Below are 23,009 nucleotides of genomic sequence, written 5' to 3'. Positions count from 1 at the left end.
TCGCCTCTTCCAGGAAAAGGCGCGGACGCTGCGATTGAATCCACAAATTGCCCGTCAGACCACGGGCGCCAAGCAACCAGTGGCTGTACCAACAGCCGCGCCACTCTTAGGGAGATGTAACACCATGACCACCGCAAGCACTACCGGCGTCGGCCTCGACGTCAACGACAAATCCAAGGACGGGCTGTACAAGAAAGTCTTCTGGCGCATCATGCCCTTCCTGATGCTGTGCTACGTGATCGCTTACCTGGATCGCGTCAACGTCGGCTTCGCCAAGCTGCAGATGTCGCAGGACCTGGGCTTTTCCGAGACCGTCTTCGGTCTGGGTGCGGGCCTGTTCTTCATCGGCTACTTCCTCTTCGAAGTGCCCAGCAACATCCTGATGCACAAGGTCGGCGCGCGCATCTGGATCGCCCGCATCATGATCACCTGGGGCATCCTCTCGGCGGCCTTCATGTTCGTCCAGAACGCCACCCAGTTCTACATCCTGCGTTTCCTGCTGGGCCTGGCCGAGGCCGGTTTCTATCCCGGCATCATCCTCTACCTGACCTACTGGTTCCCCTCGCACCGCCGCGCCAAGGTGATCGCGGTCTTCATGTCCGGTATTCCGGTCGCCGGCATCCTGGGCAACCCGCTGTCGGGCTGGATCATGGACGCCTTCCACCAGAACGGCGGTCTGGAAGGCTGGCAATGGATGTTCCTGATCGAAGCCATTCCGGCCGTGCTGATCGGCGTGGCGACGGTCCTGTACCTGGACAACGACGTCAAGAGCGCCAAGTGGCTCAATGACGAAGAAAAGGCCAGCCTGCAAGCCGACATCGACGGCGACGCCAAGGGCAAGGAAAGCAAGCACGGCTTTGGCGCCATCGTGAAGGATGCGCGTGTCTGGCTGATGTGCCTGATCTACTTCTCCTTCGTCATGGGGCAGTACGGTCTGACGCTGTGGATGCCGACCCTGGTCAAGGCCACCGGCGTGAAGGGCAATCTGGAAATCGGTCTGCTGTCGGCCATCCCGTTCGGCTGCGCCATCATCGCCATGAACCTGATCGGCCGCAGCGCCGACCGCATGCGTGAGCGCCGCTGGCACCTGGTGATCCCGGCCCTGATGGGCGGCGTGGGCTTCGTCGGTGCGGCGCTGTTTGCCGACAATACCGCAGTCTCGATCGCCTCGCTGTCGCTGGCTGCCGCTGGCGTGCTGACCTGCGCACCACTGTTCTGGTCGCTGCCCACCGCCTTCCTCTCGGGTGCGGCTGCTGCCGTCGGTATTGCCGCCATCAACTCGGTGGGCAACCTGGCCGGCTTCGTCAGTCCCTACCTGATTGGCTACCTCAAGGACCTGACCCACAATAACGCCACCGGCATGTACATGCTGGCGGTGATGCTGGTGGTGGGTTCCATTGCCACGCTGGCGACCAAGCCTGGCATGGTCAACAAGTAAGTCGATGTCCCGTCCAAAGCCCGCATGCCTGTGCCTGCGGGCTTTGACGTTTTCTGCACCACGGCCGGTGTGGACGCGCCCGAGCGGGTTCGCGCTACACTGGTCCCCTCGTTACCAAGGAGAACCCGATGCTGCGTTTTGCCGCTAACCTGAGCATGATGTATGTGGAACACGATTTCCTGGACCGCTTCGCCGCCGCCGCCAAGGATGGCTTCTCCGGCGTCGAGTTCCTGTTCCCCTATGACTACGCGCCTGAAGAGATCAAGTCGCGCCTGGAGGCCAACGGCCTGACCCAGGCGCTGTTCAACGCGCCCCCGGGCGACTGGGCCGCCGGTGAGCGCGGTATCGCATCGCTGCCGGGTCGCCAGGACGAATTCAAGCGCAGCATCGAGACCGCGCTGAAGTACGCCGCAGTGATCGGCAACCAGACCCTGCACGTGATGGCCGGCCTGATCAAGCCGGGCCAGGATCGCGCCCAGCATCGCGCGGTCTATCTGGACAACCTGTCCTATGCCGCCCACCAGGCCGAGTCCGCTGGCCTGACCGTGGTGATCGAGCCGATCAACACGCGCAACATTCCCGGCTTCTTCCTCAATCGCCAGGATGATGCGCAAGCCATCTGCGCCGAAGTGGGTGCGCCCAACCTGAAGGTGCAATTCGATTGCTACCACTGCCAGATCGTCGAAGGCGACGTGGCCGTGAAGCTCAAGCGCGACATGCCCGGCATCGGTCACATCCAGATCGCCGGTGTGCCCGAGCGCCATGAGCCGGACGTGGGTGAGCTGAACTATCCGTATCTGTTGAAGCTGATCGATACCCTGGGTTACCAGGGATGGATTGGTTGCGAGTACAACCCGGCCGGCGCCACCTCGGCTGGGCTGGGGTGGTTGAGGGCGCTGGCGGAGCAGGGTTTGACGACGCTGAAGAAGTGAAGGCCATGCCGCGCTCAAGCGGGCGCAGGCGGACGCATGACAATGCCACCCGGTGTAGAGCCGGGTGGCATTTTTTATGCGCAGATGATCAGCCCGGGAGCCGACTGCGCGTCGCTGCGGTCTTGGTCGTCCGTTTGGTCGTTACAGGCGGTTTCGGCGCCATCTTGGCCTGGACGGGACGGCCGGGCGTGGAAGTCATCCTTGCCCTCTTCGTGGCGGCAGACTTTTTCGATGCAGTTTTTTTTGCCGTACGTGCAGACTTTGCAGGAGTGATGCTCAGCCGGATATCAAGCGCTCCCAGCAGTTGCAAGACGGTGCTCAACCGGGGGTGTGCGCCCGGCTTCAAGGTCTTGTACAGACTCTCGCGGCCCAATCCTGCCTTGCTGGCGATGTCGGCGACGCCGCGTGCGCGGATGACATCATTGAGGGCGGCCATCAGAAAGACCGGATCGTTTTCGGCAAGGGCTATTTCCAGATAGGCGGCTATCGCTTCGTCACTGTCCAGATACGTCACAGGATCAAATGCCGAAACCTGCAGATCCTTGGTGCTGAATTTTCGGGCTGTCATGGTGGCTCCCTAAATTTCCATTCAAAGGGATGGTCTCTTGAGTTGCTGCCAGAGTTCTCTGGCCATCTTGATGTCACGTGCCTGGGTAGATTTGTTTCCGCCGCAAAGCAAGAGATAAGTGGTTCCTCCTTCGCGTGCGAAGTAGACCCGATATCCCGGCCCGATATCTCTCGCCATTGTATCTAGTTAGATACGGATGGTTATGGGTGAGCTGATTTCCGAAGCCCAACATCGTCGGATGACGAAGATGCAAAGAGGGAGTGCTTGCCGTGGTAGAGCGCGTCAGGCAAGCTCAGAACAGATCAATCTCCCCACCCACCGGCTTGGCCTGCAGCCTGGAAGCATATTCACGCTCACGGCTGGTCAGGTCGGCGCCGGCCTCCTTGATCTTCTTGACCAGCACCTTGCCGGTGCGCGGGAAGAAGTGCACCTTGCGCGGCCAGATGTCATTGAGGTCTTCGGCCACCACACGGATCTTCTCTGCCGAGAGGAAACTCCTCACGAAGGCGGCGTTGCGCTCGCCCACGTTCATTGCATTCATGCCGCGCAGCACCGCGCCGCCGCCAAAGACCTTGCATTCCAGGTTCTCGCGTCGTGCGCCGGCCTTCAGGACGTCGTTGATCAGCACTTCCATCGCATAGGTGCCATAGCGCATCGATGCCGATACCGGACTGTCGGCCTCGCCGCCGCCGTCGGGCAGCATGAAGTGGTTCATCCCGCCTACGCCGCTGACGCGGTCGCGCAGGCAGGCCGAGACACAGGAGCCCAGCACGGTGACGATCATCATGTCCTCGCCGGTATAGAAATACTCGCCTGGCAGGATCTTGGCGGTCGCGCAGTCGAAGGCCCGGTCGTGATAGACGTAGGATGCGAAGTTTTCCGGCTTGTTGACAACGGTCTGCATGGTGCGCCCCTGACGGTTCTGGTCTGCGTCCCTGTGAGAGACGGTGATTGTTATGTCCAGGGGCATTGTCAGCCCGCCATCGCTTTGTGGCTATCGGGGAATTCCCTAGCCGGAAACAGGCGCGCCGGCGGGCGTGAATGAGGGATATCCGCAATCGTCACCGATATCCTCGCATGGTACGCTGCGCCCCCTCGACATGACCCGATCCCGGTCCGCTCTGACGGAGACGATTTGTACAGGCATTCCCCAAATGCCGGAGACAGGTATCGGACAGGCAGTTGAATCCGGCAGGCATGGCCCAGGCAAACGACCTGGCCCGTGCGCCGTGGCCCCGCGCGGCCACGCCCGGTCGTCCTTGCGGCGCGTGTTGCGCGCAGGCAAGGCACGCGGCGTCTCGTCTCGCGCCTGCTCTCCACCAGCAGGCGTGGTCCGATGCGTCTCGCACCGGTTGTCCGACTCCCCGCTGATGCAGGGGAGGCAGCCCTCTCTCCATCACAAACGGATTAGACAATGTTGAAAAAAACCTTCCTGGCCTTGCTGGGATTCGTAGTTGCGCTGGCCACCGCGCCAGCCTCGCAGGCGGCCGACGTCAAGAAGGTCGACGTGCTGCTGGTCGGCGGCGGCATCATGAGCACCACCCTGGCCGTCTGGCTCAATGAGCTGGAACCGGGCTGGTCGATGGAAATGATCGAACGCCTCGATGGCGTGGCCGAAGAAAGCTCCAATGGCTGGAACAACGCCGGCACCGGCCACTCCGCCCTGGCCGAGTTGAACTACACCCCCGAAGACAAGGATGGCAAGATCCAGATCGCCAAGGCCATCGAGATCAACGAAGCCTTCCAGATCTCGCGCCAGTTCTGGTCGTGGCAGGTCAAGAGCGGCGTGCTGAAGAACCCGCGTTCCTTCATCAACACCACCCCGCACATGAGCTTCATCTGGGGCGATGACAACGTCACCTACCTGAAGAAGCGCTACCAAGCCCTGCAGGCCAGCCCGCTGTTCGCCGGCATGCAGTATTCGGAAGACCACGAGCAGATCAAGAAGTGGGTGCCGCTGATGATGGAAGGCCGCGACCCACAGCAGAAGCTGGCCGCCACCTGGACCCCGCTGGGCACCGACGTCAACTTCGGCGAGATCACCCGCCAGTTCGCCGCCTACCTGCAAGCTCGTCCCAACTTCGCGCTCAAGCTCTCCAGCGAAGTGCGCGACATCACCCGCAACGCTGACGGCACCTGGCGCATCGGCTACAAGAACCTCAAGGATGGCAGCACCACCGAGACCGACGCCAAGTTCGTCTTCATCGGCGCGGGCGGCGGCGCCCTCAAGCTGCTGCAGAAGTCCGGCATCCCCGAGGCGCGCGACTACGCGGCCTTCCCGGTCGGCGGTTCCTTCCTGATCACCGACAACCCCGCCATCGCCGAGCGCCACCTGGCCAAGGCCTATGGCAAGGCCTCCGTGGGCGCGCCGCCGATGTCGGTGCCGCACCTCGACACCCGCGTGCTGGACGGCAAGCGCGTGATCCTGTTCGGCCCCTTCGCGACCTTCTCGACCAAGTTCCTCAAGCAAGGCTCGCTGTGGGACCTGTTCTCGGCCACCACCACCCATAACGTCTGGCCGATGGCCCGCGTCGGTATCGATGAATACCCGCTGGTGGAATACCTTGCCGGCCAGCTGATGCTGTCCGACGACGAGCGCTTCGCGGCCCTGAAGGAATACTTCCCCAATGCCAAGAAGGAAGACTGGCGCCTGTGGCAAGCCGGCCAGCGCGTGCAGATCATCAAGCGTGACGACGTCAAGGGTGGCGTGCTGAAGCTGGGCACCGAGATCGTTGCCTCCGCCGATGGCAGCATGGCTGGCCTGCTGGGTGCCTCGCCGGGCGCGTCGACGGCTGCGCCCATCATGCTGTCGGTGCTGCAGAAGGTCTTCAAGGACAAGCTGGCCACACCCGAATGGCAGCAGAAGGTGCGCCAGATCGTTCCCAGCTATGGCACCAAGCTCAATGACCATCCTGACCAGGTCGCCAAGGAATGGGCCTATACCAGCGAAGTGCTGCAACTGGCCCCGCCGCCGGTGATCGCACCCAAGGCGACCGGCAAGGACGCCGCCAAGGGCAGCATGGAAAAGCCCAAGGCCAACGCATCAGCCGATATGGCGCTGTAAGCAGCAGCCCCACGCAGCAAGCCACAAGTGGCTTGCAAGCGATCAAAACGCCAGGTCTCGCGCCTGGCGTTTTTTTTGATGTTTTCGCATTTTGATGCCGACAGGCCTTTCTGCCGGGGCCGATGCTGTGGTCTTTCTGATAATCTTCATCCTTCGCCAGCGCGCAAGGCGCAGGTGCTGACAAAGGGGATGAGATGTTGCAGATCGGAATGGAGGCGGGAGCACGTCATGGATAGATCGGTACTGGGTTTCCTGCTGCCGCAATGGCAAGCCGCAGGAGAGGGCGGGCTGCAACTGGTGTTTGCGCTGCTGTTCGTGCTGGCGCTGATCCTCATGCCCTGGCTCGTGCGCCGCGCAGCGACACCGGCGCAGTGGCAACAGCGATGGGCCGCCCTGAGCGCGGACCCGCAAAGCCTGCCCTCATCGATCACGCCCGAGCAACTGAGCCAGATCGTGGCCACCGGCCCCGAACGCTGGGCGCGGCTGGTGCCTGGGCTGTTGCTCATGGCCGGCCTGCTGGGGACCTTCATCGGCCTGGGGCTGGCGCTGGGCGAAGCTTCCGGCGCACTCGATGGCGCCCAGGCGCCGACGGCGCTGGCCGCCGTGCTCGACACGCTGGGGGCCAAGTTCCGCATTGCCGCCTGGGGCATTCTCAGTTATCTGATCCTCAGGCTCTGGTGGGCGGCCAGCGCGCATGAGCAGGCCAGGCTGGCCTGGAGCGCCGCCGCCTTGGGCGCCTTGGCCGCGCAGGCGGTGCAGCGCCAGGTGCAGCAGGAGCAGGCGCAGCAGCAGCGCCTGATCGAGGCCATCAGTCACAACGGCCAGGCCCTGCTGGCGGCGCAACAGGCCGAGGCGCAACGCGCCCACGTGCGCCATGCAGAGCTGGTGGATGCCTTGCAGCGGCAGGTCGCGCGATGAAGGACACGCAGGGCGAATGGGTAGTCGTGGCCAACCTGATGGCCGCTGTAGCGGCCGTGCTGACGGTGTTGCTGGTGGTCGCCCGGGCAGGTGGTCCGGCTGCTGCGCAAGCGGGCGCAGTCCAGGCGCGGCCCCAGGCTGCCGCAGCTGCCCCGGTACCGTCGCAGCCGCCGCCGCTGGCACCGGCTGCGGTCGCGCCCGCAGCTGCGCGCGCGCCGGCCCCGGCTGCATCAGCGCCGCAGGAGAGCACACAGGGGCCGGGCCTGACAGTGGTGTTGCGCCAGGTGCAGACGGTGTTTGCGCAACAGGGGGCTGCCAGTCTGGTGGCGGTGGATACCGAGGCCGGCAAGATCACGTTGAAGGAAGGCGCGTTCCGGCGCGGCAGCGCCTGTGTCGAATCCGAGGCCAAGGCCGCCTTTGCCCAGGTCGAGGAGCGCATTGCCGAGTATCTGCAACAGAACCCGGCTGGTCGCATCTACGTCGAAGGTCACACTGACGACAAGCCCGTCAAGGCTCCGGTCACGGACGTACGCGCCTTCTGCACGGTCTACGACGACAACATCACCTTATCCGCTGCCCGCGCCCGTCAGGCGCGTCTGCTGCTGGTGGGGCGCAGCAGCCCGGAGGCGGCGCGCCGCGTGATCGTGGCCGGCTATGGCGATTCGCAGCCCTTGCCGGGGCTGGCGGCCAGTGACGAGCGCAACCGGCGGGTGGAGGTGAGGTTTGTCAGTGGTGCGCAGAAACCCTAGCGCTGGGGTGTCCGGCGATCTTCATCGCCAATGAAACACCCAAAAAAAACGCCAACCCGAGGGTTGGCGTTTTCGTGACTGCCGCAGATGTTGCCGATTCAACTGGCCAGGCCCAGCGCTTGTGCTTCTGCTTCCTGTTCCAGGTAGACCCAGTCGACGATTTCGTCGGAGGGCGTATAGCCGGTGACCAGCTTTTCCATCATCAGGCGGATGACTCCTACGTCATTCACATTGAGCGCCATTTCCAGCGCACTGAGCCTGGCTTCCAGCTCGGCCCAGGGGATGAACTCCTCGTGCGCCTTCATGATCCGCGAGTGCGAGGTAGGCTTGGGGTTGTCGCCGATCAGCAGTTCTTCATACAGTTTTTCACCCGGGCGCAATCCGGTGATCTCGATGGCGATATCGCCTTCCGGATTGAGCTCATCCTTGACCGTCAGGCCGGACAGCTCGATCATGCGCCGCGCCAGGTCCATGATCCTGACTGCCTGGCCCATGTCCAGGACAAAGACGTCGCCACCCTTGGCCATCGCACCGGCCTGGATCACCAACTGCGAAGCCTCGGGAATGGTCATGAAGTAGCGGGTGATGTCGGCGTGGGTCAGCGTGATCGGACCGCCATCCCGGATCTGCTGCCGGAACTTGGGCACCACCGAGCCGGAAGAGCCCAGCACATTGCCGAAGCGCACCATGCTGAACTTGGTGCCAGGGCTGGTGGCCGCGATGGCCTGCAGCACCATCTCGGCCAGGCGCTTGCTGGCGCCCATGATATTGGTGGGGCGCACCGCCTTGTCGGTGCTGATGAGCACGAAGTCGGCCACGCCATTCTCGGTGGCAGCCTGGGCCGTGCGCAGCGTACCGAGGACATTGTTCTTGATGCCTTCGGCCGGGTTGTGCTCCACCAGCGGCACGTGCTTGTAGGCCGCAGCATGATAGACGGTATCCGGATGCCAGGTCGACATGATCTCGCGGATGCGTTCGCTGTCCTGCACCGACGCCAGCAGGGGGACCAGCACGATGTCACGGTCGGCCAGTTTTTCTTCGAGCTGCTGGTGGATGGCGTAGAGCGCGAACTCGCTCTGCTCGATCAGCAGCAGCTTGCTCGGACCGACCGCCAGGATCTGGCGGCACAGTTCACTGCCGATGGAGCCGCCTGCACCGGTGACCATGACCACCTTGCTGCGTACGTTCATGGCCAGCAGGATGTGGTTGGGCATGACGGGTTCGCGGCCGAGCAGGTCATCGATATCCAGCTCGCGCAGATCGGAGACGTTCACGCGTCCCTGGGCCAGATCGGTCACGCTGGGCAGCGTGCGTACGGCCACCCGGGCGGTGCGGATCTGCGCCAGGATTTCATTGCGGCGCTTGCGGCTCAGGCTGGGCATGGCCAGCAGTACGTTACTGATGCTCAGGGTGGAGGCCAGGCTGGACAGGTCGGCGGGGTTGTAGATGGGCTGTCCATTGAGGACATGGCCGTGCAGCCTGTCGTCATCATCGAGGAAGCCGACCACCTGCATCTCATGGCTGCTGGCCATGGCGGCGACCAGCTGGCGTCCGGTGCTGCCGGCGCCGTAGATGAGTACCTTGGGGCGGCTGGCTTGCTTGAGGATGCTCAGGTACTGGTCACCCAGCCATACGCGCGCCAGGGCACGCGATGCACCCACGAACAGCAACAGCAGGATAGGCTGGATGATGCCCACCGTGCGCGGCACACCCGGCACGCTGATGGAGGTGAAGATGGAGGCATACAGCAGACCGTAGATGCCCACCGCCCGCGCCACTGCCAGCAGGGCTGGCCAGCCGCTGTAGCGAAAGATGGCGCGGTACAGCCCGGAGACGATGAAGATGGGCAAGGCCAGCATGACCGAGGCGCCGGCTGCCCACAGGGCAGTGCCTGACAACGCCACGAATTCGCCCAGGCGGAGGTAGTAGGCCAGCCAGACGGTCAATACACACAGGCCCATATCTACTGATACGGCGACCAAGCGCTTTGTGGCCCGGGGCAATGCCAGTATGGGTATGGCCAGTTTGAAGAGAGGTTGTTTCATGGCGTGCTGTTCACAGAGTCCTGAGCCGTCGAAGTTGTCGATTTATTTTTAATGTGACACACCGTGCCGTGCCAATACTTTCAAGGCTGTCATCCAGAGAATCTTCAGGTCGAACAGAAACGACCGTCGCTGAAGATATTCGGCATCGAGCCGCACTTTATCTGGGATGGGCAACTCATCGCGGCCATTGATCTGCGCCCAGCCAGTCAGTCCTGGAACCAGCTCGTGCACACCTTGGCTGGTTCTCAACGTGATCAGATCGTCTTGATTAAATAATGCTGGACGAGGACCGACCAGGCTCATGTCGCCGCGGAGGATGCTCCACAATTGGGGCAGCTCATCCAGGCTTGACTTGCGCAGGAATGATCCAATCGGTGTCAGCCATTGCGCTGGATCCTCAAGCAGGTGGGTCGCCACAGCCGGCGTATCAATGCGCATACTACGGAATTTCGGCATCTTGAATATGCGGTTGTGGCGCCCGACGCGCTCACTCCAGTAGAGCGCCGGACCTGGGGAGGTCAGGCGCACAGCCAACATCACCATGACAATGGGAATGGCAAGCAATACCGAGGCAACCAGGGCCACTGCAAAGTCGAACAGACGTTTCATCTCTGAATCCCCGGTGCCCAAGGGCTGCGTTTGCAGCCACCTTTCCTACCGCTCAGCAGGGAACTGGTTGCAAAGGAACTCATGGTTCAGGAAGGCTTGCGCCAGACAGTGCGATTGACGTAGTCGGTGTAGCTGAGCACGATACGCAGAATCTTCTTCGATACCGCCAGCGCTTCGTAATCCTCGACGGCAGCAACCACGCGCGAACCGCGCTGGTGCTGTGCGATGATCACGGCTACGGCATCCAGAACGCGGTCTTTCTTGAGGCCAGCCATGATCAGGGTGCCAACGTCCATGCCTTCCGGGCGCTCATGTGCGTTGCGAATAGTGACGGCGGGAAGGTTCAGCAGGGAACCTTCTTCAGTGATGGTGCCGCTGTCTGAGACAACACACAGCGCTTCCATCTGCAGCTTGACGTAATCGCAGAATCCGAATGGTTTGAGGAACTGGATGCGGCTATCGAGATTGCCGATATTGAGTGCGTCCAGACGCTTTTGGGTGCGCGGATGCGTGGAAACGATGACCGGGACCTGGTATTGCTGTGCCAGGGCGTTGAGGGTCTCCACCATGTCGATGAGATTCTCGGGCGTGTCCACGTTTTCTTCCCGGTGAGCGCTGACGATGAAGTAGCGGCCCTGTTCCAGTCCCATGCGCGACAGGATGTCAGAGGACTGGATCTTCGGCATGTAGTGGTCCAGTACTTCACGCATGTGCGAGCCAGTCTTGATGATGGTCTCGGGGCGAACACCTTCGGCAATCAAGTAACGGCGAGCATGTTCGGTCAGTACCAGGTTGATGTCGCTGAGATGGTCCAGTACCTTGCGATTGAGCTCTTCGGGAACGCGCTGGTCGAAGCAGCGATTGCCCGCTTCCATGTGGAAAACAGGAATCTTGCGCCGTTTCGCAGAGATGACCGCCAAGCATGAATTGGTGTCTCCATAAAGCAGCACGGCATCTGGCTTCTCCTTTTCCATGACTTCATCGGATTTTTCGATGACGCGGGCAATGGTCTGTGCCGCGTTAACGCCTACAGCTTCCAGAAAATGGTCAGGCTTGCGGATCGCCAGATCTTCAAAGAACAGCTGATTGAGTTCGTAGTCGTAGTTTTGTCCGGTATGAACCAGAATATGTTGGGTGTGCTGATCCAGTTCCGCGATCACTCTGCTCATCTTGATGAGTTCAGGGCGCGTTCCAACAATGGTCATGACTTTAAGCATTGAGTTCTTCCTTGATAAAATCCAGCCCCAGTAACAGTTGCTTGATTTGTTCTACATTGAGGCGGCGGGTGTTGTGCGAAGTGTAGTCATCAAACAAGGAAATATCCTGATCTCCCTCGCTGAAATACTTCGCATAGTTGAGGTCTCGGTTGTCGGCAGGGATACGGTAGTAGTCGCCCATATCTTGTGCATGTGCCATTTCTTCGCGTGAGATGAGCGATTCGTAAAGCTTCTCTCCGTGGCGGGTGCCAATGGTCTTGACCACGGTATCGCTGGAAAACAGTTCCTTGAGCGCCGATGCCAGATCTGCAACAGTGGAGGCGGGCGCTTTCTGGACGAAGATATCTCCTTGCTGACCGTGCTGGAACGCATATAACACCAGGTCCACCGAATCTTCGAGTGACATGAGGAAGCGCGTCATGTTCGGATCGGTGATCGTGATGGGCTTCTCAGCCTTGATCTGTGAGACGAACAGGGGAATGACCGAGCCGCGGGAAGCCATGACGTTGCCATAACGGGTAGCGCAAAATACAGTCTCGCCTTGCCGCTGCGTTCGTGCTGCTGCGACCATGACTTTTTCAGCCATGGCTTTTGAGATTCCCATGGCATTGATCGGATAGACCGCCTTATCGGTGCTGAGCACTACGACTCTGCGTACTCCGCATTCAGAGGAAACTCTCAGGACGTTTTCGGTGCCGATCACGTTGGTCTTGACCGCCTCCATTGGATAGAACTCGCACGAAGGCACCTGTTTCAGCGCAGCTGCGTGAAAAACATAATCAACCCCCTTCATGGCGGCACGGAGGCTGTCCGGGTCGCGGACATCGCCGATATAGAAGCGCAGTTTCTCGTTGTTGAGGGCGATGCGGAGGTCCTCTTGTTTTTTCTCGTCGCGGCTGAACACGCGGATTTCACGGACGCCGGTGTTAAGGAAACGATTGAGCACGGTCTGTCCGAAGGAGCCAGTGCCCCCGGTGATCATCAAAACACTGTCGTCAAACATTGGATTGCTTCCTGGAAGTGTGGTCTTCGTACATTGCCTCTATCAGTACCGGCCAGGCTGGTGCCCGATATCCAGTCGCTGCCGCAAATTTGTCGGCATTCAGGCTCCGGTCAATCCGGAACTCTTCATCGACTGTGATGGCAATGTCCCTCTTGTAAACGCGTGCGATTGTCTGTAACAGGCTGAGTTTATCGATGGGGCTGGCGCCAACATGATATAGCCCCTTCAGTGAGGAATCCGGGATGACGATATCCCTCACCACGCGCGCGAATTCTACCGTTGGCAATCCTGAGAAGATGGCATGCCGGAATCCCTTGCACTGGGTCTGGGCCAGGAACCATTCCAGCAGGCCGAATTGAGTGCCATGCTCGTGTCCGATGGTGGAAGTGCGCAGGGTGAGCGCATTGCCAGCTGTCACTTCGCCCAGCGCTTTGGTCCTGCCATATACGTCAGTGGCGTCGGGCGTGTCCTGCTCCTTGTAGTTGCCAGCGTCGCCTGAAAACACGCAGTCCGTGCTCACGTGGATCAGCCGCGCATCGGCGATGTCGCACAGTTGAGCAAGACGATGCGGGAGCAGGGCATTCATGGTAAGGGCTGGGATGTGGGCATTGCCCTCGGGCAAATGCTTCGTCAGGCCCGCGCAGTTCACCACGACATCCGGGCGCCTCTGGGCAAAGAGACGTTCCATATGATCTTGGTTGCTCAGGTCGATGCCTGTCACAACCGGTGCCCCAACCTCAAATGTCTTTGCGCGCACGATTGCACAGACTTCCCATCCGGGACGTTGCGATAGGACGTGGAACATGGTGCGGCCGATCATGCCGCTGGCGCCGAGAACCAGTACTTTCATTTTTTTACTTTCATCATCTTGGTCAAATGACCAACTAAGTCATCCACTAATTGCTCATGGTCGAAATTCTGACGGTAGTATCGCTTGCCGTTTTCGCCAAGTTGATCACGATCAGCTTGAGACATCGCATGCAGTCTCAGGACCGCGTCCGCCATAGCGGCCCCGTCTTCGGCTGCAACCGCGATTCCCGCGTTGGCTTCCTGCACGATCCTTGCTCCCTCTCCGTTCATTGATGCGATGATCGGACGACCCACGGCCATATATGCCTGGATCTTGTTGGGAACGGTTTCAGCAAAAATCTTCCGGTCGGCTAGCGTAACCAGCAGGGCGTCGGCACGGGACAACAGGTTTGGCATCGCCTGGACAGGGAAGCGCCCCGCCAGGAACAGATTGTCCAGTTCCCGCTCTTGGATCTGTGTACGCATCCATTCGAGCTCGCTTCCCGAACCCAGCACCACCAGCCGGATGTCGCGATGTTCCTTCAGGCGTTGCGCTGCGTCGACGATGACGTGTACCGCCTGTGCCGCGCCCACATTGCCTGCGAAGATCACGCGAAAGCCTTCATCCAGGGCGGGAACATCCGGCTTGAGTCCGCTCTGCGGGTCGCAGAAGGAAGCATCCACGGAGTTGGGATAATAAACAATCTCCGCCGAAGGTGAAAATCGTTGTATGGAGCCTCTGAACGGTAGCGAAGATACCAGGATCAGATCGGAGCGGCGATAGATCAGCTTCACCACCCACTCGACCATGCGGATGGCAAGGCGGTTGCGGACATAGCCCGTGGCCTCGAGGCTCTCCGGCCATAGGTCCTGAACATAGAGTACCACCGGGATGCGTTTGAACCAGCCGATGAGCAAAGCCGGAAGCGCTTGCAGCAACGGGGAGGGAGCATACACGAAGATGACGTCGCTCTTGATACGGCGGAGTTGCCAGGTACCTGCGATTGCGGCCGACAATATGAACGACAGATAGTTGAGGGCTAGGCGACTTGCGCTTCTGAACCCACGCGGAAACAACGGAACCCGGAAAATATTCGCACCTTGCCAGGATTCCCGTACGCAGCCTCTGGCCTTATATCCTTCGTATATCTTGCCTTCGGGATAATTGGGTTTGCCGGTGAGTACATCGACATCAATGCCACGTTGGACGAGCGACTCTGCCAGCTCGTTGATGCGAAAGCCTTCAGGCCAGAAATATTGAGAGACGATCAGGACACGCATAACTGTTTTACTGCTTTCTTTCGTCTTTTGATCGCAGTCGCCGATAAATCGCCACCATGGTGCTGGCGCTGCTTTCAATGGAAAAATTACTAATCGCCCAGTCGCGCGCCTGGCGGCCCAGTGTCTGACGCAAGACATGGTCCTCGGCAAGCCGTTGCAGTGCATCGGCAATTAGCTCGGGTTCGGGAGAAGGGATGGCAAGACCGGTATGTTCGTGCAACACGGCGTCAGGCAACGGGTCTTTGACGGCCACGACACTGGGGATGGAATAGAACGCTGCCTCGAAGACGGGGCGGCCCGCAGCATCCAGGTGCGACGGGAAGCAGAGAATATCCAGCGTCGGATAAAGAGAACGTACGTCCTTGACGAATCCGAGTAGCTGGACATGTTTTTCCAAACCGTAGTCGTGGATCATTTGTTCAAGGTCCGCCCTTACGTTTCTTGCAAAACCGAGCTTGCGCAGGACCCAGGCCCGCAGGCCTTTCAGGTTCCGGGCATTTTCTCCCGCTATGACACATTCGATGGCAACGCCCCGATTCTTCAGGATACGCATGGCCTCAAGCAGCTCGTAAATTCCCTTAAGGGCGATCAGAACGCCCATGAATCCCACCCTGACTGTGCCGCGGGCGCCTTGTGCTGCTCCGTCGAGGTGCTTGCCAGCATCGACACGCAATCCGTTGTGAACGATCTCCAGGGACAGATCGCGACCAAGTGTTGCCGCTACGGTATGATCGATTGGAACGACCGCGTCGGCATGACGTGCTAACCAACCGTTGACGAGCCGCGTACGCCAGTTACCGGGAGGGGCGCATTGCAGCGAGCGCACGTGTATCACCATAGGCCGCCTGAAGATCTTCTTGGCGATGATTCCAAGAGGCAGCAGGGTTATTTCATTGACGTGAATGACATCGAACTGCTCCCCGCGCATGCGCCATAGCGTCCATAGCGATCCTGGCAGGAACAGCAGCTCGCGCAAGAGGATGATCCAGCGTAGACGGCGATAATGTCCGTATCGAGTATTGTCAAACTGGCTTAGACCGCGAACCGGAACCACTGACATGCCAGCATCGGCGAATGCACTAGCTGCGCTGCCGCCGGGAGTCAGTACGGTGCCGTCAATCGCGGATTGACGCATCAGGCTGAATAGTTCGATGAGGCTCTTGGAGGCGCCGCCATAGGCGCCCGCGGGGTGGAGATAAAGAACGCGCAAGGAAAACCCTAAGCAAAGAGACCTAGTTCAGGCCTTTGTACCAACGAATGAAATTGATCCAGCGCCACACTTGCCAGGTGTAGGGACGTTTGCCAGCGAGGATCTGCTCGAAGTGTTCGCATATCGCCGCTTGATCAAGAAAAGGCAATCCCGTATCGTCGGCCAGCCACTGGCGGACGGTGTCTGCCATACTGAACATCCAGGCTTTTTCGGGAGTGGCAAAACCGATTTTGTCCCGGCGGTCCAGCACTGCGTCAGGAACGATGCCGCGCATTGACGCGCGTAACAGGGCCTTGGTTTCTCCGCTGGGGGAGACAAGATATTCTTCAGGTTGGCGCAGCATGAATTCAACCAGTCCGGTCGTGAGGAAGGGGACGCGACTTTCGACGGAGAAACGCATCGAATTGCGGTCACCGTGCCTTAGAAGTCCCAGCAGTCCACGCTCGGTCAAGGATTGCGCCAGGAATGCCATCATCCTGCGCCCGTGATCGGGTGCAATTGGCTGGGCTTGCGGATAGCTCAGGCGTACACCTGCTTCGCGCAATGGCCCAGGGCGGATCCAGTCAGGGATGTTCTGCATTCCGTTGAGGCGGCGCAGAATGCTGTTGAATTGCCCCGAACTGCCTGCGCCGACCAGGCGTTTGAGACCCTCAATCGGGCTTCTTCCAGGCCAGGCGGCCCAATTGCGCAGGAACGTCAACGCCTGGACATAAGCACCTTTATCCAGCAGACTCAGCATCCGCTGTCCTGGATAGCCGTTATAGCCGCCCATCATCTCGTCGGCCCCCTGACCATCCAGCGTGACAGTGACGCCGTTTTGCTGTGCCAGCTTGAAAACGCGATATTGCGCATAGATGCTGGTGCTGCCGAAGGGCTCGCCCTGAGTGTCGATGAGACTCTCCAGATCATGGGCAAGCTCCTCTGGTGTTACGTGTACTTTGTGCGCTATTGCGCCAACATGCTTATTGACCAGGTCCACCCAGTGTTCTTCAGATACGGCGCTTTCGCTGGCGACGAAACTGAACGTATGGATCGGCAGATCGGGTTCGATCTGCCGCATGGCGCACACGATGACTGACGAGTCAATACCTCCCGATAATGCCGCGCCCAAAGGGACGTCGCTGCGCAGATGAAGTTTCACACTCTCCAACAACAGCTCGCGCAACTGCATGCTGGCTTCTTCGAAGGAGCTTGTGGAATCCTTGATGATTGAGGGTTTCCACCAGCATCGCGGCAACATGGTGCGAGCCTGGTCCAGAGGCACTTCGATCATGTGCCCCGGACTGAGACTGGAGAATTCGCTGAAGAACGTTTCGTTGCCGAAATCGTATTCGCCGTGCACCAGATAATCGTAGGCACGCTGCCAGTTCAGTGCCGGCGAGCATGGGGCCAGCGCACGCATGGCACGGGTGTCCGATGCAAAGTAGAAGCCTTCTCCCGTGGACGCGTAAAATAACGGCTTGATGCCGAATGCATCGCGCACCAGCGTGCAGGTCCGGAGCTGGAAGTCGAACACGGCAAAGGCGAACATGCCGGTAAGACGTCGTAGCGCCGCCTCTCCCCATGCCTCCCATGCAGCAAGCAGGACCTCGGTGTCGGACTGAGTATGGAAATTCCTGCCGGCACGTGCCAGTTCTTCCCGCAATTCAATGTAGTTGTATATTTCGCCGTTGAAGATCAGCCCGTAGCGGCCATCTGGCGAGTACATCGGCTGGCTTGCCTGTTCAGACAGATCGATGACCGACAGGCGAGTCTGGCCAAGCAGAGCGCTGCCGCCGGCGGTATCGTGACGGTGGTAATCCTGATGATTGGGGCCGCGCTCCCGCATGATCTGCAAGGCGCGCTCCATCCTGATGTTGGACTGTAGGTCGGAGTTTTTCCAGAAACTGCCAGCTATGCCGCACATAAATAGTCGAGTTCAGTTGTTTTCGCGGGCCGCAATTATCCGGTATTTCCGAAGAGCATGCGGATGATCAGCATGGCGACCCATACACCTATCAGCCAGACGAAGGTGCGTCCACGCATCAGTGTTGGATTGACGAAGATAATAAAGGGTGAGAACAACGAAATAAAAACGCGCTTATCGATAGTCTGTTCAATTGAAGCGTACATGATCAACAGCCCAATCACGCCCATCCACAAGCGAGGAATGTAGGTGTGGCGATATTGCGGCCAATGCAGAGCCAATGTCATCTGTGAGAAGACAAGGAACATGGAGAACGAGCCAAATATCGTCAGGCAGGCCTCCAGATAACTTCCGTTGTTGAGATGAAAATTCAGGCTTGCCAGCGGATTGATATTGGCTAGGGTGATCAGCGTGAGAGGGGTGCTTGTTTTTATTAAATGAATGTTGCCCTCTGATAGTGCCATGTCGATTCCGGGATGCTCGGTCGCATACAAATGGCGCATGAACAGGAAGAAATACGCCACCAGTATGACGGAGATCCTAAGCGGGAAAAAGAGCAGCAGTGCCTGGGGACGAATCAGTACGAGCGGAAACTGGGCGAGATACCTGCGAATCAGGCTGCCGGAATCAGCATAGGCCACCGCCAGCAGGACAAAAAGGAAAATCATTCCATCGCGCAAGAAATGCCCGTTCAGAAAGGTGAAGGCGAGATAGAGGAGTACAAAGGGCCGATATCCATGCTTTCGCACCAACATGGGTTGGAAGAGCAGGAATGCTGCCAGAGAGAGCGACTTGTGAAGCACCGCCACCCAGAATGGATCGCTCACAATGAGGAAGTAGATCCGCACCAGCAGTGAGAACAGACCGTACCTCAGTTCCGCCATGATGGCACCGCGTGCACCATAGGAAAGATACAGTCCCTCGTCATTGCTGAAGAGCGCGGAGGACGGATCCCGGATGGGTAGCGACGAATAGAAGGCGTATGCCAGGCCGAGCATGGCCAGGCATAACATCAGCCAGAAATTTTTTTTGCGCTGTTCAAGCACGTAATGCTCCGATGATATGTTCTACCCCAGAGCCGTTCCTGAAGTGCGTCTCAGCAAAGTCGCGTCGAAACTGAGAGCCGGATCGGATTTCTTCAAGTTGTGAGAGCGCGTGTTTGATCGTTTCCTCTAAGCGCTGCACATTCTGTTCGAATGAGTCGCCCAGTCCTGCGCTGATGCCCAGGCGGGCATCTTGCTTCAAAAACGCGTAGGGAGGAAGCTCACTGTAGAGTGGCATCGTGCCAAGCGCCAGGGTTTCCAGAACCGTATTGGATAGGCCGTCATAGTCCGGTACGCTGATGCATAGATCGGCTTGAGCTATTTTCTCCCACAGAAGATTCTGCGGCGGCGCTTCCAGAACCTCGTCTGCGGCACTGAGGTCGTCCAGCGTAAAGGTAGGATTGAAGCGTACGTAGATGAAGCGGAAGCGTTGACCTTCCTTCTTGAGTCTGGCGACAGCGGCGAAGATGGCCTGAATATTGTATTCACGCTGTGTTGCGCGCGGGGAAATGAGAACCGGCTCAGCCTGGCGAGGCGGGAAAGGAACGGTGAACAGCTCATCTTTCAGGCCCCAGTTCACGATTACACAGCGCCCGGGTTGAGCTTGACCTAGCTCGACAGCGAGCTTGCGCTGAGCCTCATTGCGGCAGACCACCAGGGCAGAGCGCCGCAAGATAAGGGTAATGAGCCGGACGCGCAGGCCGGTGAAATCGACATTGAGTTCAGAGCCTTGCAAGATGGAAACCGCGTGTACTCTGCGCAGCAGCAGTAGCAACCACAGTACTGGACTGTAAGCGCCATGCAGGAGAATCTTTGCTGGCGCTGGAGATAGCAGGATCCTGATCATCACACAGGCGCAGGCAATCAGGAATCGCAACGTATCAATCCGTTTGCGACGACCAGTATCGAGCACTGTATGCGACGGCTCGCCGAGCAACTCCTGGATACGGGCGACCCGTTGGCGAAACAGGACGGAGTCGAGATTGCCGACATAGATAAGACGCTGATGCCGAGAGGTCACAGAGCTTCCTTCACGTCAGCCTCTGCCTGTTGGGTGCGGAACCATAGCTCCAGCCAGAGCAGCAGCCAAAGCCGCGTTGCTTCCTTTCCACTCTGGCGGTGCCGGGCCAGCGTTGTTTCAAATATGCCGGGGGCCACATATCCGGACGCAACTGCCACGCTGTGTTCGAACAGACTGGCACCGTACTCCCCCAGCTCCCCTTTGAACCATTTGTCCAGAGGGCTTGCGAAACCCATCTTCGGGCGATAGACGACATCCCTTGGTACGTGCCGGGCGGCGATTTCCTTGAGCAATGCTTTGCGGTTTCCCCACTTCAGCTTGGTGTGATCGGGCAGACCCCAGGCGAATTCCAGCAGGCGCGGAGTGAGGAAGGGTTCGCGTACTTCCAGCGATGCCGCCATACTGGCGACATCCACTTTTGCCAGCAGGGCGTCGGGGAACTGAATCTGGATATCATCGTAAAGCAGGCGTTGCACGATGCTGGCCTCGGGACGATTTGTCGCCTTGCCGACACGTGCGGCGACCAGTTTCTCCATGTCGAGGGCCGGCAGCAGGTTCGGACCTGCGACCTGCTGGAGATGATTGAACCAGCTTTCCGAATTCGTATATCCCGATCCGGCTTCGGCCAAGGACAAGGTGTTCATCGCGTCCAGGCGCCGTCCGAGCCGGCCTAGACGGGAAGCCACGGCCGGCACGGCATGGCGCCTCAGCCACGTGGGAACCAAGGCGCCATAACGCGCGGCATAGACGCCTGCCTGCAGGCGCCAGTAGCCGCCGAACAGTTCATCGCCGCCATCGCCACTAAGGCAGACCTTGGCATGCTGGCGCGCCAGCCGCGATACCAGATAGGTCGGTAATGCCGATGCGTCGCCGAAAGGTTGTCCATATTGGCGGACCAGATGAGGCAAGGCGTCGATGATATCGTCGCAAGTGACAATATGGACGTGCTGCTCGATACCCAGATGCTTTGCGACGGCCTCCGAGTAAGGCAATTCGTTGTACTGGACTTCAGCGAATCCAATCGAAAAAGCCTTGACCCGCTTATTGTGCCGAGCGGCCAGGGCAGCGATCAGTGATGAATCGACACCGCCGCTAAGGAATACGCCGACCTCGACATCAGCGTCCAATGTGCGCTGGACACTGTCGTCCAGAATAGACTCGACTTCGGATAGCGCATCTGCCCAGGCGATCGGCTTGGGCGACGTCCGGGGGAAATCCCAGTAGCGGCGCTCTTCGATACGTCCATCAGCATGCGCCAGCAGCCAGGTGGCCGGAGCAAGCACACGCAGGCCGGCCCAGCCTGTATGCGTGGCCGGTATGAAGGTGTGGGAAAGATGGCAGGCAATACCCATCGGATCAAGCGGCAATGGCCCCGTTGCGTGCAAGACGGCCGATGGCGAGGAGCTGAAGGCCAACCCTTGGTCAGTCCGGGCATAGTACAGCGGCTTCTCGCCCATGCGATCACGCGCCAGGAACAAGCTGCCTGCCTGGTCATCCCAGACCGCGAGGGCGAACATGCCCTCCAGCCTGGCTATTACGTCGGTTCCCCAAGCGTTATAAGCCTGTAGCACTACTTCCGTGTCGGACTGACTATGGAACACCTGTCCCATGGACTCGAGTTCAGCACGCAGTTCGCGCCAGTTGTAGATTTCGCCGTTGAAGACCAAGGTATAACGACCATCGGCGGTGCTCATGGGGCAGTGGCCGGCAGAACTGAGGTCGCGGATTGACAGACGCCGATGCACCAGGCCAATGGATGGTGCGACGTGAATGCCTTCGTCGTCCGGGCCACGGAATGCCATGGAGGCAGCCATGGCGCGCAGTACCGATACGTCGGGCAATGCAGCCTGGTTCATCAGGATGCCTGCTATTCCACACATAAGTGAATCTTTCTCATACTTGTTGATTGTTGTGCGCGTTGACCGTGGTTAAGCCGCGATCAGATCAAGCCATTGACGCGCCAGTCCGCGGCCGTTATAGCTATCGAACCAACGGAGTCCTTCTTCGCCTAGCCTGGATCGCAACAAGGGACTGTCTCCAAGTTGCAGCAGCCAGCGTGTCAGATCTTCCTGCGTGCGGACGGCACACATTGGTGGTGGTGCCGAGCCGTAAAGAGACTGGAATTCACCGTCGTCAAAAACAAAGCCCTGCACCAGAGGCTTTGCACACGCCATGATCTCGAGGGCTGTGCCGCCCCAGATCATGCGAGGCATGGAATAAAATTCTCCGATTCCTACGTCGCAGGCATTGATGACTTCCAGCAGTTGCATGCGCGGCATACGTTCTATCCACAGTACGCTCTCCGAGATCCCCAGCTCCTGGCAGAGCAGTCTTGAATTGGTTGCGTCGGTACCATAGTCCAGCAGGACAAGTACTGAGCGCACATGCGGACGCTGTCGCTGGAACTGCGCGAAGGCATGAATGATCCAGTTGTTATGCTTCGAGTACCTGAATTCCCATTCGTCGTCCTGGAAATCCCCGGTATTGCACCAGCGATGTCGAGCATGCGAGATGAAGCGCAGGTCGTAATGACTCAATTGGTCCAGCAGCGCAGACAGTTGCGGAGGGTAGGTCGCCGGTGACGCTTCCTTGTAGAGCATCGGCAATTGCATGAGAAGGGGGGAGATTCCCATTTCTGCGAAGACCTGCGCCGTGTAGCCGATGTCGCTGGAAACGACATGCCTGGAGGCCCGTATGCCAGCGATCTGTTTGTCGCGCACACGGAGAGCGCCAGCGCGCTTGAGCCGGTCTTGCCCCTTCATCAATGCAGTCACGTCAGGGTCGCCGACCCATTCGACACCAGAAGAATATGGGTAGAACACGTCCAGACGGCGCCCTGCCGACATCAGCAACGCAGGTGCTATTCCGGAGCCGACCAGGCGATCATAGGGGCGCAGCGTTCTATCCAGGCGGGAAGCAGAGAGCGGGCGGGTTAGTTTGGGGTGGGGATTGCCGCGCGCTACGGACAGCATGTGCTTCGCCCAGAACATGAGGTTCCAGGGAAACTCGCTTCCGATTGCCGAGATGAACCGGTTGGGAGCATCAAGCTGTCGAATGCGCGCAGCCCAGCGGCTGAGGTCCCAGGTGTCGCTTTCAGGTGAAAAATGTGCCAGGGCGCCGATCCCATCATCGGCCATGAGCAGCAACTCAGCGTCTGCACCCAGATCCAGCAGGTGGCGCAACAACGCGAAGTTGTTATTGTTCATGTTTCCAATA

19 protein-coding genes are annotated in these 23,009 nt (G+C 59.4%); 5 read left to right on the top strand and 14 right to left on the bottom strand.

The features are described from left to right. Positions 1-124 precede the first annotated feature (124 nt). Positions 125-1,438: an MFS transporter gene (locus tag ACP92_RS21095; protein WP_013236157.1), complete on the top strand. Its 1,314-nt coding sequence runs from the start codon at positions 125-127 to the stop codon at positions 1,436-1,438. A gap of 128 nt (positions 1,439-1,566) precedes the next feature. Then, the gene (otnI, locus tag ACP92_RS21090) at positions 1,567-2,370 is read left to right on the top strand and encodes a 2-oxo-tetronate isomerase (RefSeq protein WP_013236156.1); all 804 of its coding nucleotides are present in this window, start codon (positions 1,567-1,569) and stop codon (positions 2,368-2,370) included. Between the two features lie 88 nt (positions 2,371-2,458). Here otnI and ACP92_RS21085 read toward each other — a convergent pair whose 3' ends face one another. Together ACP92_RS21085 and cheD are read right to left on the bottom strand one after the other, a co-directional pair. Then, positions 2,459-2,938 carry an addiction module antidote protein gene (locus tag ACP92_RS21085; protein WP_013236155.1) on the bottom strand — a complete coding sequence of 160 codons (480 nt, stop codon included), beginning with the start codon at positions 2,936-2,938 and terminating at the stop codon, positions 2,459-2,461. Between the two features lie 292 nt (positions 2,939-3,230). After that, the gene (gene cheD, locus ACP92_RS21080; RefSeq protein WP_013236153.1) at positions 3,231-3,842 is read right to left on the bottom strand and encodes a chemoreceptor glutamine deamidase CheD; all 612 of its coding nucleotides are present in this window, start codon (positions 3,840-3,842) and stop codon (positions 3,231-3,233) included. Positions 3,843-4,352: 510 nt separating this feature from the next. On the opposite strand from cheD, the gene mqo reads away from it, so the two are divergent. The 3 genes from mqo (at position 4,353) to ACP92_RS21065 (ending at position 7,669) form a co-directional block, all read left to right on the top strand. After that, positions 4,353-6,002: a malate dehydrogenase (quinone) gene (gene mqo / locus ACP92_RS21075; protein WP_013236151.1), complete on the top strand. Its 1,650-nt coding sequence runs from the start codon at positions 4,353-4,355 to the stop codon at positions 6,000-6,002. 228 nt (positions 6,003-6,230) lie between these two features. Beyond that, complete coding sequence (locus ACP92_RS21070) at positions 6,231-6,920, top strand: hypothetical protein (protein ID WP_041311292.1); 690 nt, start codon at positions 6,231-6,233, stop codon at positions 6,918-6,920. Further along, positions 6,917-7,669, top strand: coding sequence for an OmpA/MotB family protein (locus ACP92_RS21065; RefSeq protein WP_041311289.1), 753 nt, complete (start codon positions 6,917-6,919; stop codon positions 7,667-7,669). The genes ACP92_RS21070 and ACP92_RS21065 overlap by 4 nt, the downstream gene beginning before the upstream one ends. A 98-nt stretch (positions 7,670-7,767) precedes the next feature. Here the strand turns inward: ACP92_RS21065 and ACP92_RS21060 are convergent, their stop codons facing one another. From ACP92_RS21060 to ACP92_RS21005, 12 genes are all read right to left on the bottom strand, one after another. Continuing rightward, positions 7,768-9,714, bottom strand: a complete 1,947-nt coding sequence (locus tag ACP92_RS21060; RefSeq protein ID WP_013236148.1) for a polysaccharide biosynthesis protein — start codon at positions 9,712-9,714, stop codon at positions 7,768-7,770. A gap of 48 nt (positions 9,715-9,762) precedes the next feature. Next, positions 9,763-10,323: a sugar transferase gene (locus ACP92_RS21055; RefSeq protein WP_013236147.1), complete on the bottom strand. Its 561-nt coding sequence runs from the start codon at positions 10,321-10,323 to the stop codon at positions 9,763-9,765. Positions 10,324-10,409: 86 nt separating this feature from the next. After that, positions 10,410-11,540: a non-hydrolyzing UDP-N-acetylglucosamine 2-epimerase gene (gene wecB / locus ACP92_RS21050; RefSeq protein ID WP_013236146.1), complete on the bottom strand. Its 1,131-nt coding sequence runs from the start codon at positions 11,538-11,540 to the stop codon at positions 10,410-10,412. After that, positions 11,533-12,543, bottom strand: a complete 1,011-nt coding sequence (locus tag ACP92_RS21045) for a polysaccharide biosynthesis protein (RefSeq protein WP_013236145.1) — start codon at positions 12,541-12,543, stop codon at positions 11,533-11,535. The genes wecB and ACP92_RS21045 overlap by 8 nt, the downstream gene beginning before the upstream one ends. After that, positions 12,536-13,393 (bottom strand): dTDP-4-dehydrorhamnose reductase family protein, encoded by an 858-nt coding sequence (locus tag ACP92_RS21040; RefSeq protein ID WP_013236144.1) that lies wholly within the window; start codon positions 13,391-13,393, stop codon positions 12,536-12,538. The genes ACP92_RS21045 and ACP92_RS21040 overlap by 8 nt, the downstream gene beginning before the upstream one ends. Continuing rightward, complete coding sequence (locus ACP92_RS21035) at positions 13,390-14,613, bottom strand: glycosyltransferase family 4 protein (protein ID WP_013236143.1); 1,224 nt, start codon at positions 14,611-14,613, stop codon at positions 13,390-13,392. The genes ACP92_RS21040 and ACP92_RS21035 overlap by 4 nt, the downstream gene beginning before the upstream one ends. 7 nt (positions 14,614-14,620) lie before the next feature. Beyond that, the gene (locus ACP92_RS21030; RefSeq protein ID WP_013236142.1) at positions 14,621-15,823 is read right to left on the bottom strand and encodes a glycosyltransferase family 4 protein; all 1,203 of its coding nucleotides are present in this window, start codon (positions 15,821-15,823) and stop codon (positions 14,621-14,623) included. Between the two features lie 22 nt (positions 15,824-15,845). Beyond that, on the bottom strand, positions 15,846-17,729 hold the full coding sequence (asnB, locus tag ACP92_RS21025; RefSeq protein WP_013236141.1) for an asparagine synthase (glutamine-hydrolyzing): 1,884 nt from the start codon (positions 17,727-17,729) through the stop codon (positions 15,846-15,848). Positions 17,730-17,764: 35 nt separating this feature from the next. After that, on the bottom strand, positions 17,765-18,775 hold the full coding sequence (locus ACP92_RS21020) for a hypothetical protein (RefSeq protein WP_041311287.1): 1,011 nt from the start codon (positions 18,773-18,775) through the stop codon (positions 17,765-17,767). Further along, positions 18,768-19,793, bottom strand: coding sequence for a glycosyltransferase (locus tag ACP92_RS21015; protein ID WP_013236139.1), 1,026 nt, complete (start codon positions 19,791-19,793; stop codon positions 18,768-18,770). The genes ACP92_RS21020 and ACP92_RS21015 overlap by 8 nt, the downstream gene beginning before the upstream one ends. After that, positions 19,790-21,673 (bottom strand): asparagine synthase (glutamine-hydrolyzing), encoded by a 1,884-nt coding sequence (asnB, locus tag ACP92_RS21010; protein WP_013236138.1) that lies wholly within the window; start codon positions 21,671-21,673, stop codon positions 19,790-19,792. The genes ACP92_RS21015 and asnB (ACP92_RS21010) overlap by 4 nt, the downstream gene beginning before the upstream one ends. Before the next feature lie 48 nt (positions 21,674-21,721). Then, positions 21,722-22,999: a glycosyltransferase gene (locus ACP92_RS21005; protein WP_041311285.1), complete on the bottom strand. Its 1,278-nt coding sequence runs from the start codon at positions 22,997-22,999 to the stop codon at positions 21,722-21,724. Positions 23,000-23,009: the final 10 nt, after the last annotated feature.

It is taken from the genome of Herbaspirillum seropedicae (genome assembly GCF_001040945.1).
Lineage (GTDB): Bacteria > Pseudomonadota > Gammaproteobacteria > Burkholderiales > Burkholderiaceae_D > Herbaspirillum > Herbaspirillum seropedicae.
Note: the sequence above shows the minus strand (reverse complement) of the source record. Positions and strands in the feature narration are given on the sequence as shown.

Excerpts from the sequence above, each read along its gene's own strand:
- ACP92_RS21095 (WP_013236157.1), top strand. The coding sequence starts at position 125 with ATGACCACCGCAAGCACTACCGGCGTCGGCCTCGACGTCAACGACAAA.
- ACP92_RS21035 (WP_013236143.1), bottom strand. The coding sequence starts at position 14,613 with ATGCGTGTCCTGATCGTCTCTCAATATTTCTGGCCTGAAGGCTTTCGC.
- ACP92_RS21005 (WP_041311285.1), bottom strand. The coding sequence starts at position 22,999 with ATGAACAATAACAACTTCGCGTTGTTGCGCCACCTGCTGGATCTGGGT.
- ACP92_RS21065 (WP_041311289.1), top strand. The coding sequence starts at position 6,917 with ATGAAGGACACGCAGGGCGAATGGGTAGTCGTGGCCAACCTGATGGCC.
- wecB (WP_013236146.1), bottom strand. The coding sequence starts at position 11,540 with ATGCTTAAAGTCATGACCATTGTTGGAACGCGCCCTGAACTCATCAAG.
- ACP92_RS21060 (WP_013236148.1), bottom strand. The coding sequence starts at position 9,714 with ATGAAACAACCTCTCTTCAAACTGGCCATACCCATACTGGCATTGCCC.
- ACP92_RS21055 (WP_013236147.1), bottom strand. The coding sequence starts at position 10,323 with ATGAAACGTCTGTTCGACTTTGCAGTGGCCCTGGTTGCCTCGGTATTG.
- ACP92_RS21085 (WP_013236155.1), bottom strand. The coding sequence starts at position 2,938 with ATGACAGCCCGAAAATTCAGCACCAAGGATCTGCAGGTTTCGGCATTT.
- asnB (WP_013236138.1), bottom strand. The coding sequence starts at position 21,673 with ATGTGTGGAATAGCAGGCATCCTGATGAACCAGGCTGCATTGCCCGAC.
- ACP92_RS21045 (WP_013236145.1), bottom strand. The coding sequence starts at position 12,543 with ATGTTTGACGACAGTGTTTTGATGATCACCGGGGGCACTGGCTCCTTC.
- asnB (WP_013236141.1), bottom strand. The coding sequence starts at position 17,729 with ATGTGCGGCATAGCTGGCAGTTTCTGGAAAAACTCCGACCTACAGTCC.
- mqo (WP_013236151.1), top strand. The coding sequence starts at position 4,353 with ATGTTGAAAAAAACCTTCCTGGCCTTGCTGGGATTCGTAGTTGCGCTG.
- ACP92_RS21040 (WP_013236144.1), bottom strand. The coding sequence starts at position 13,393 with ATGAAAGTACTGGTTCTCGGCGCCAGCGGCATGATCGGCCGCACCATG.
- cheD (WP_013236153.1), bottom strand. The coding sequence starts at position 3,842 with ATGCAGACCGTTGTCAACAAGCCGGAAAACTTCGCATCCTACGTCTAT.
- otnI (WP_013236156.1), top strand. The coding sequence starts at position 1,567 with ATGCTGCGTTTTGCCGCTAACCTGAGCATGATGTATGTGGAACACGAT.
- ACP92_RS21070 (WP_041311292.1), top strand. The coding sequence starts at position 6,231 with ATGGATAGATCGGTACTGGGTTTCCTGCTGCCGCAATGGCAAGCCGCA.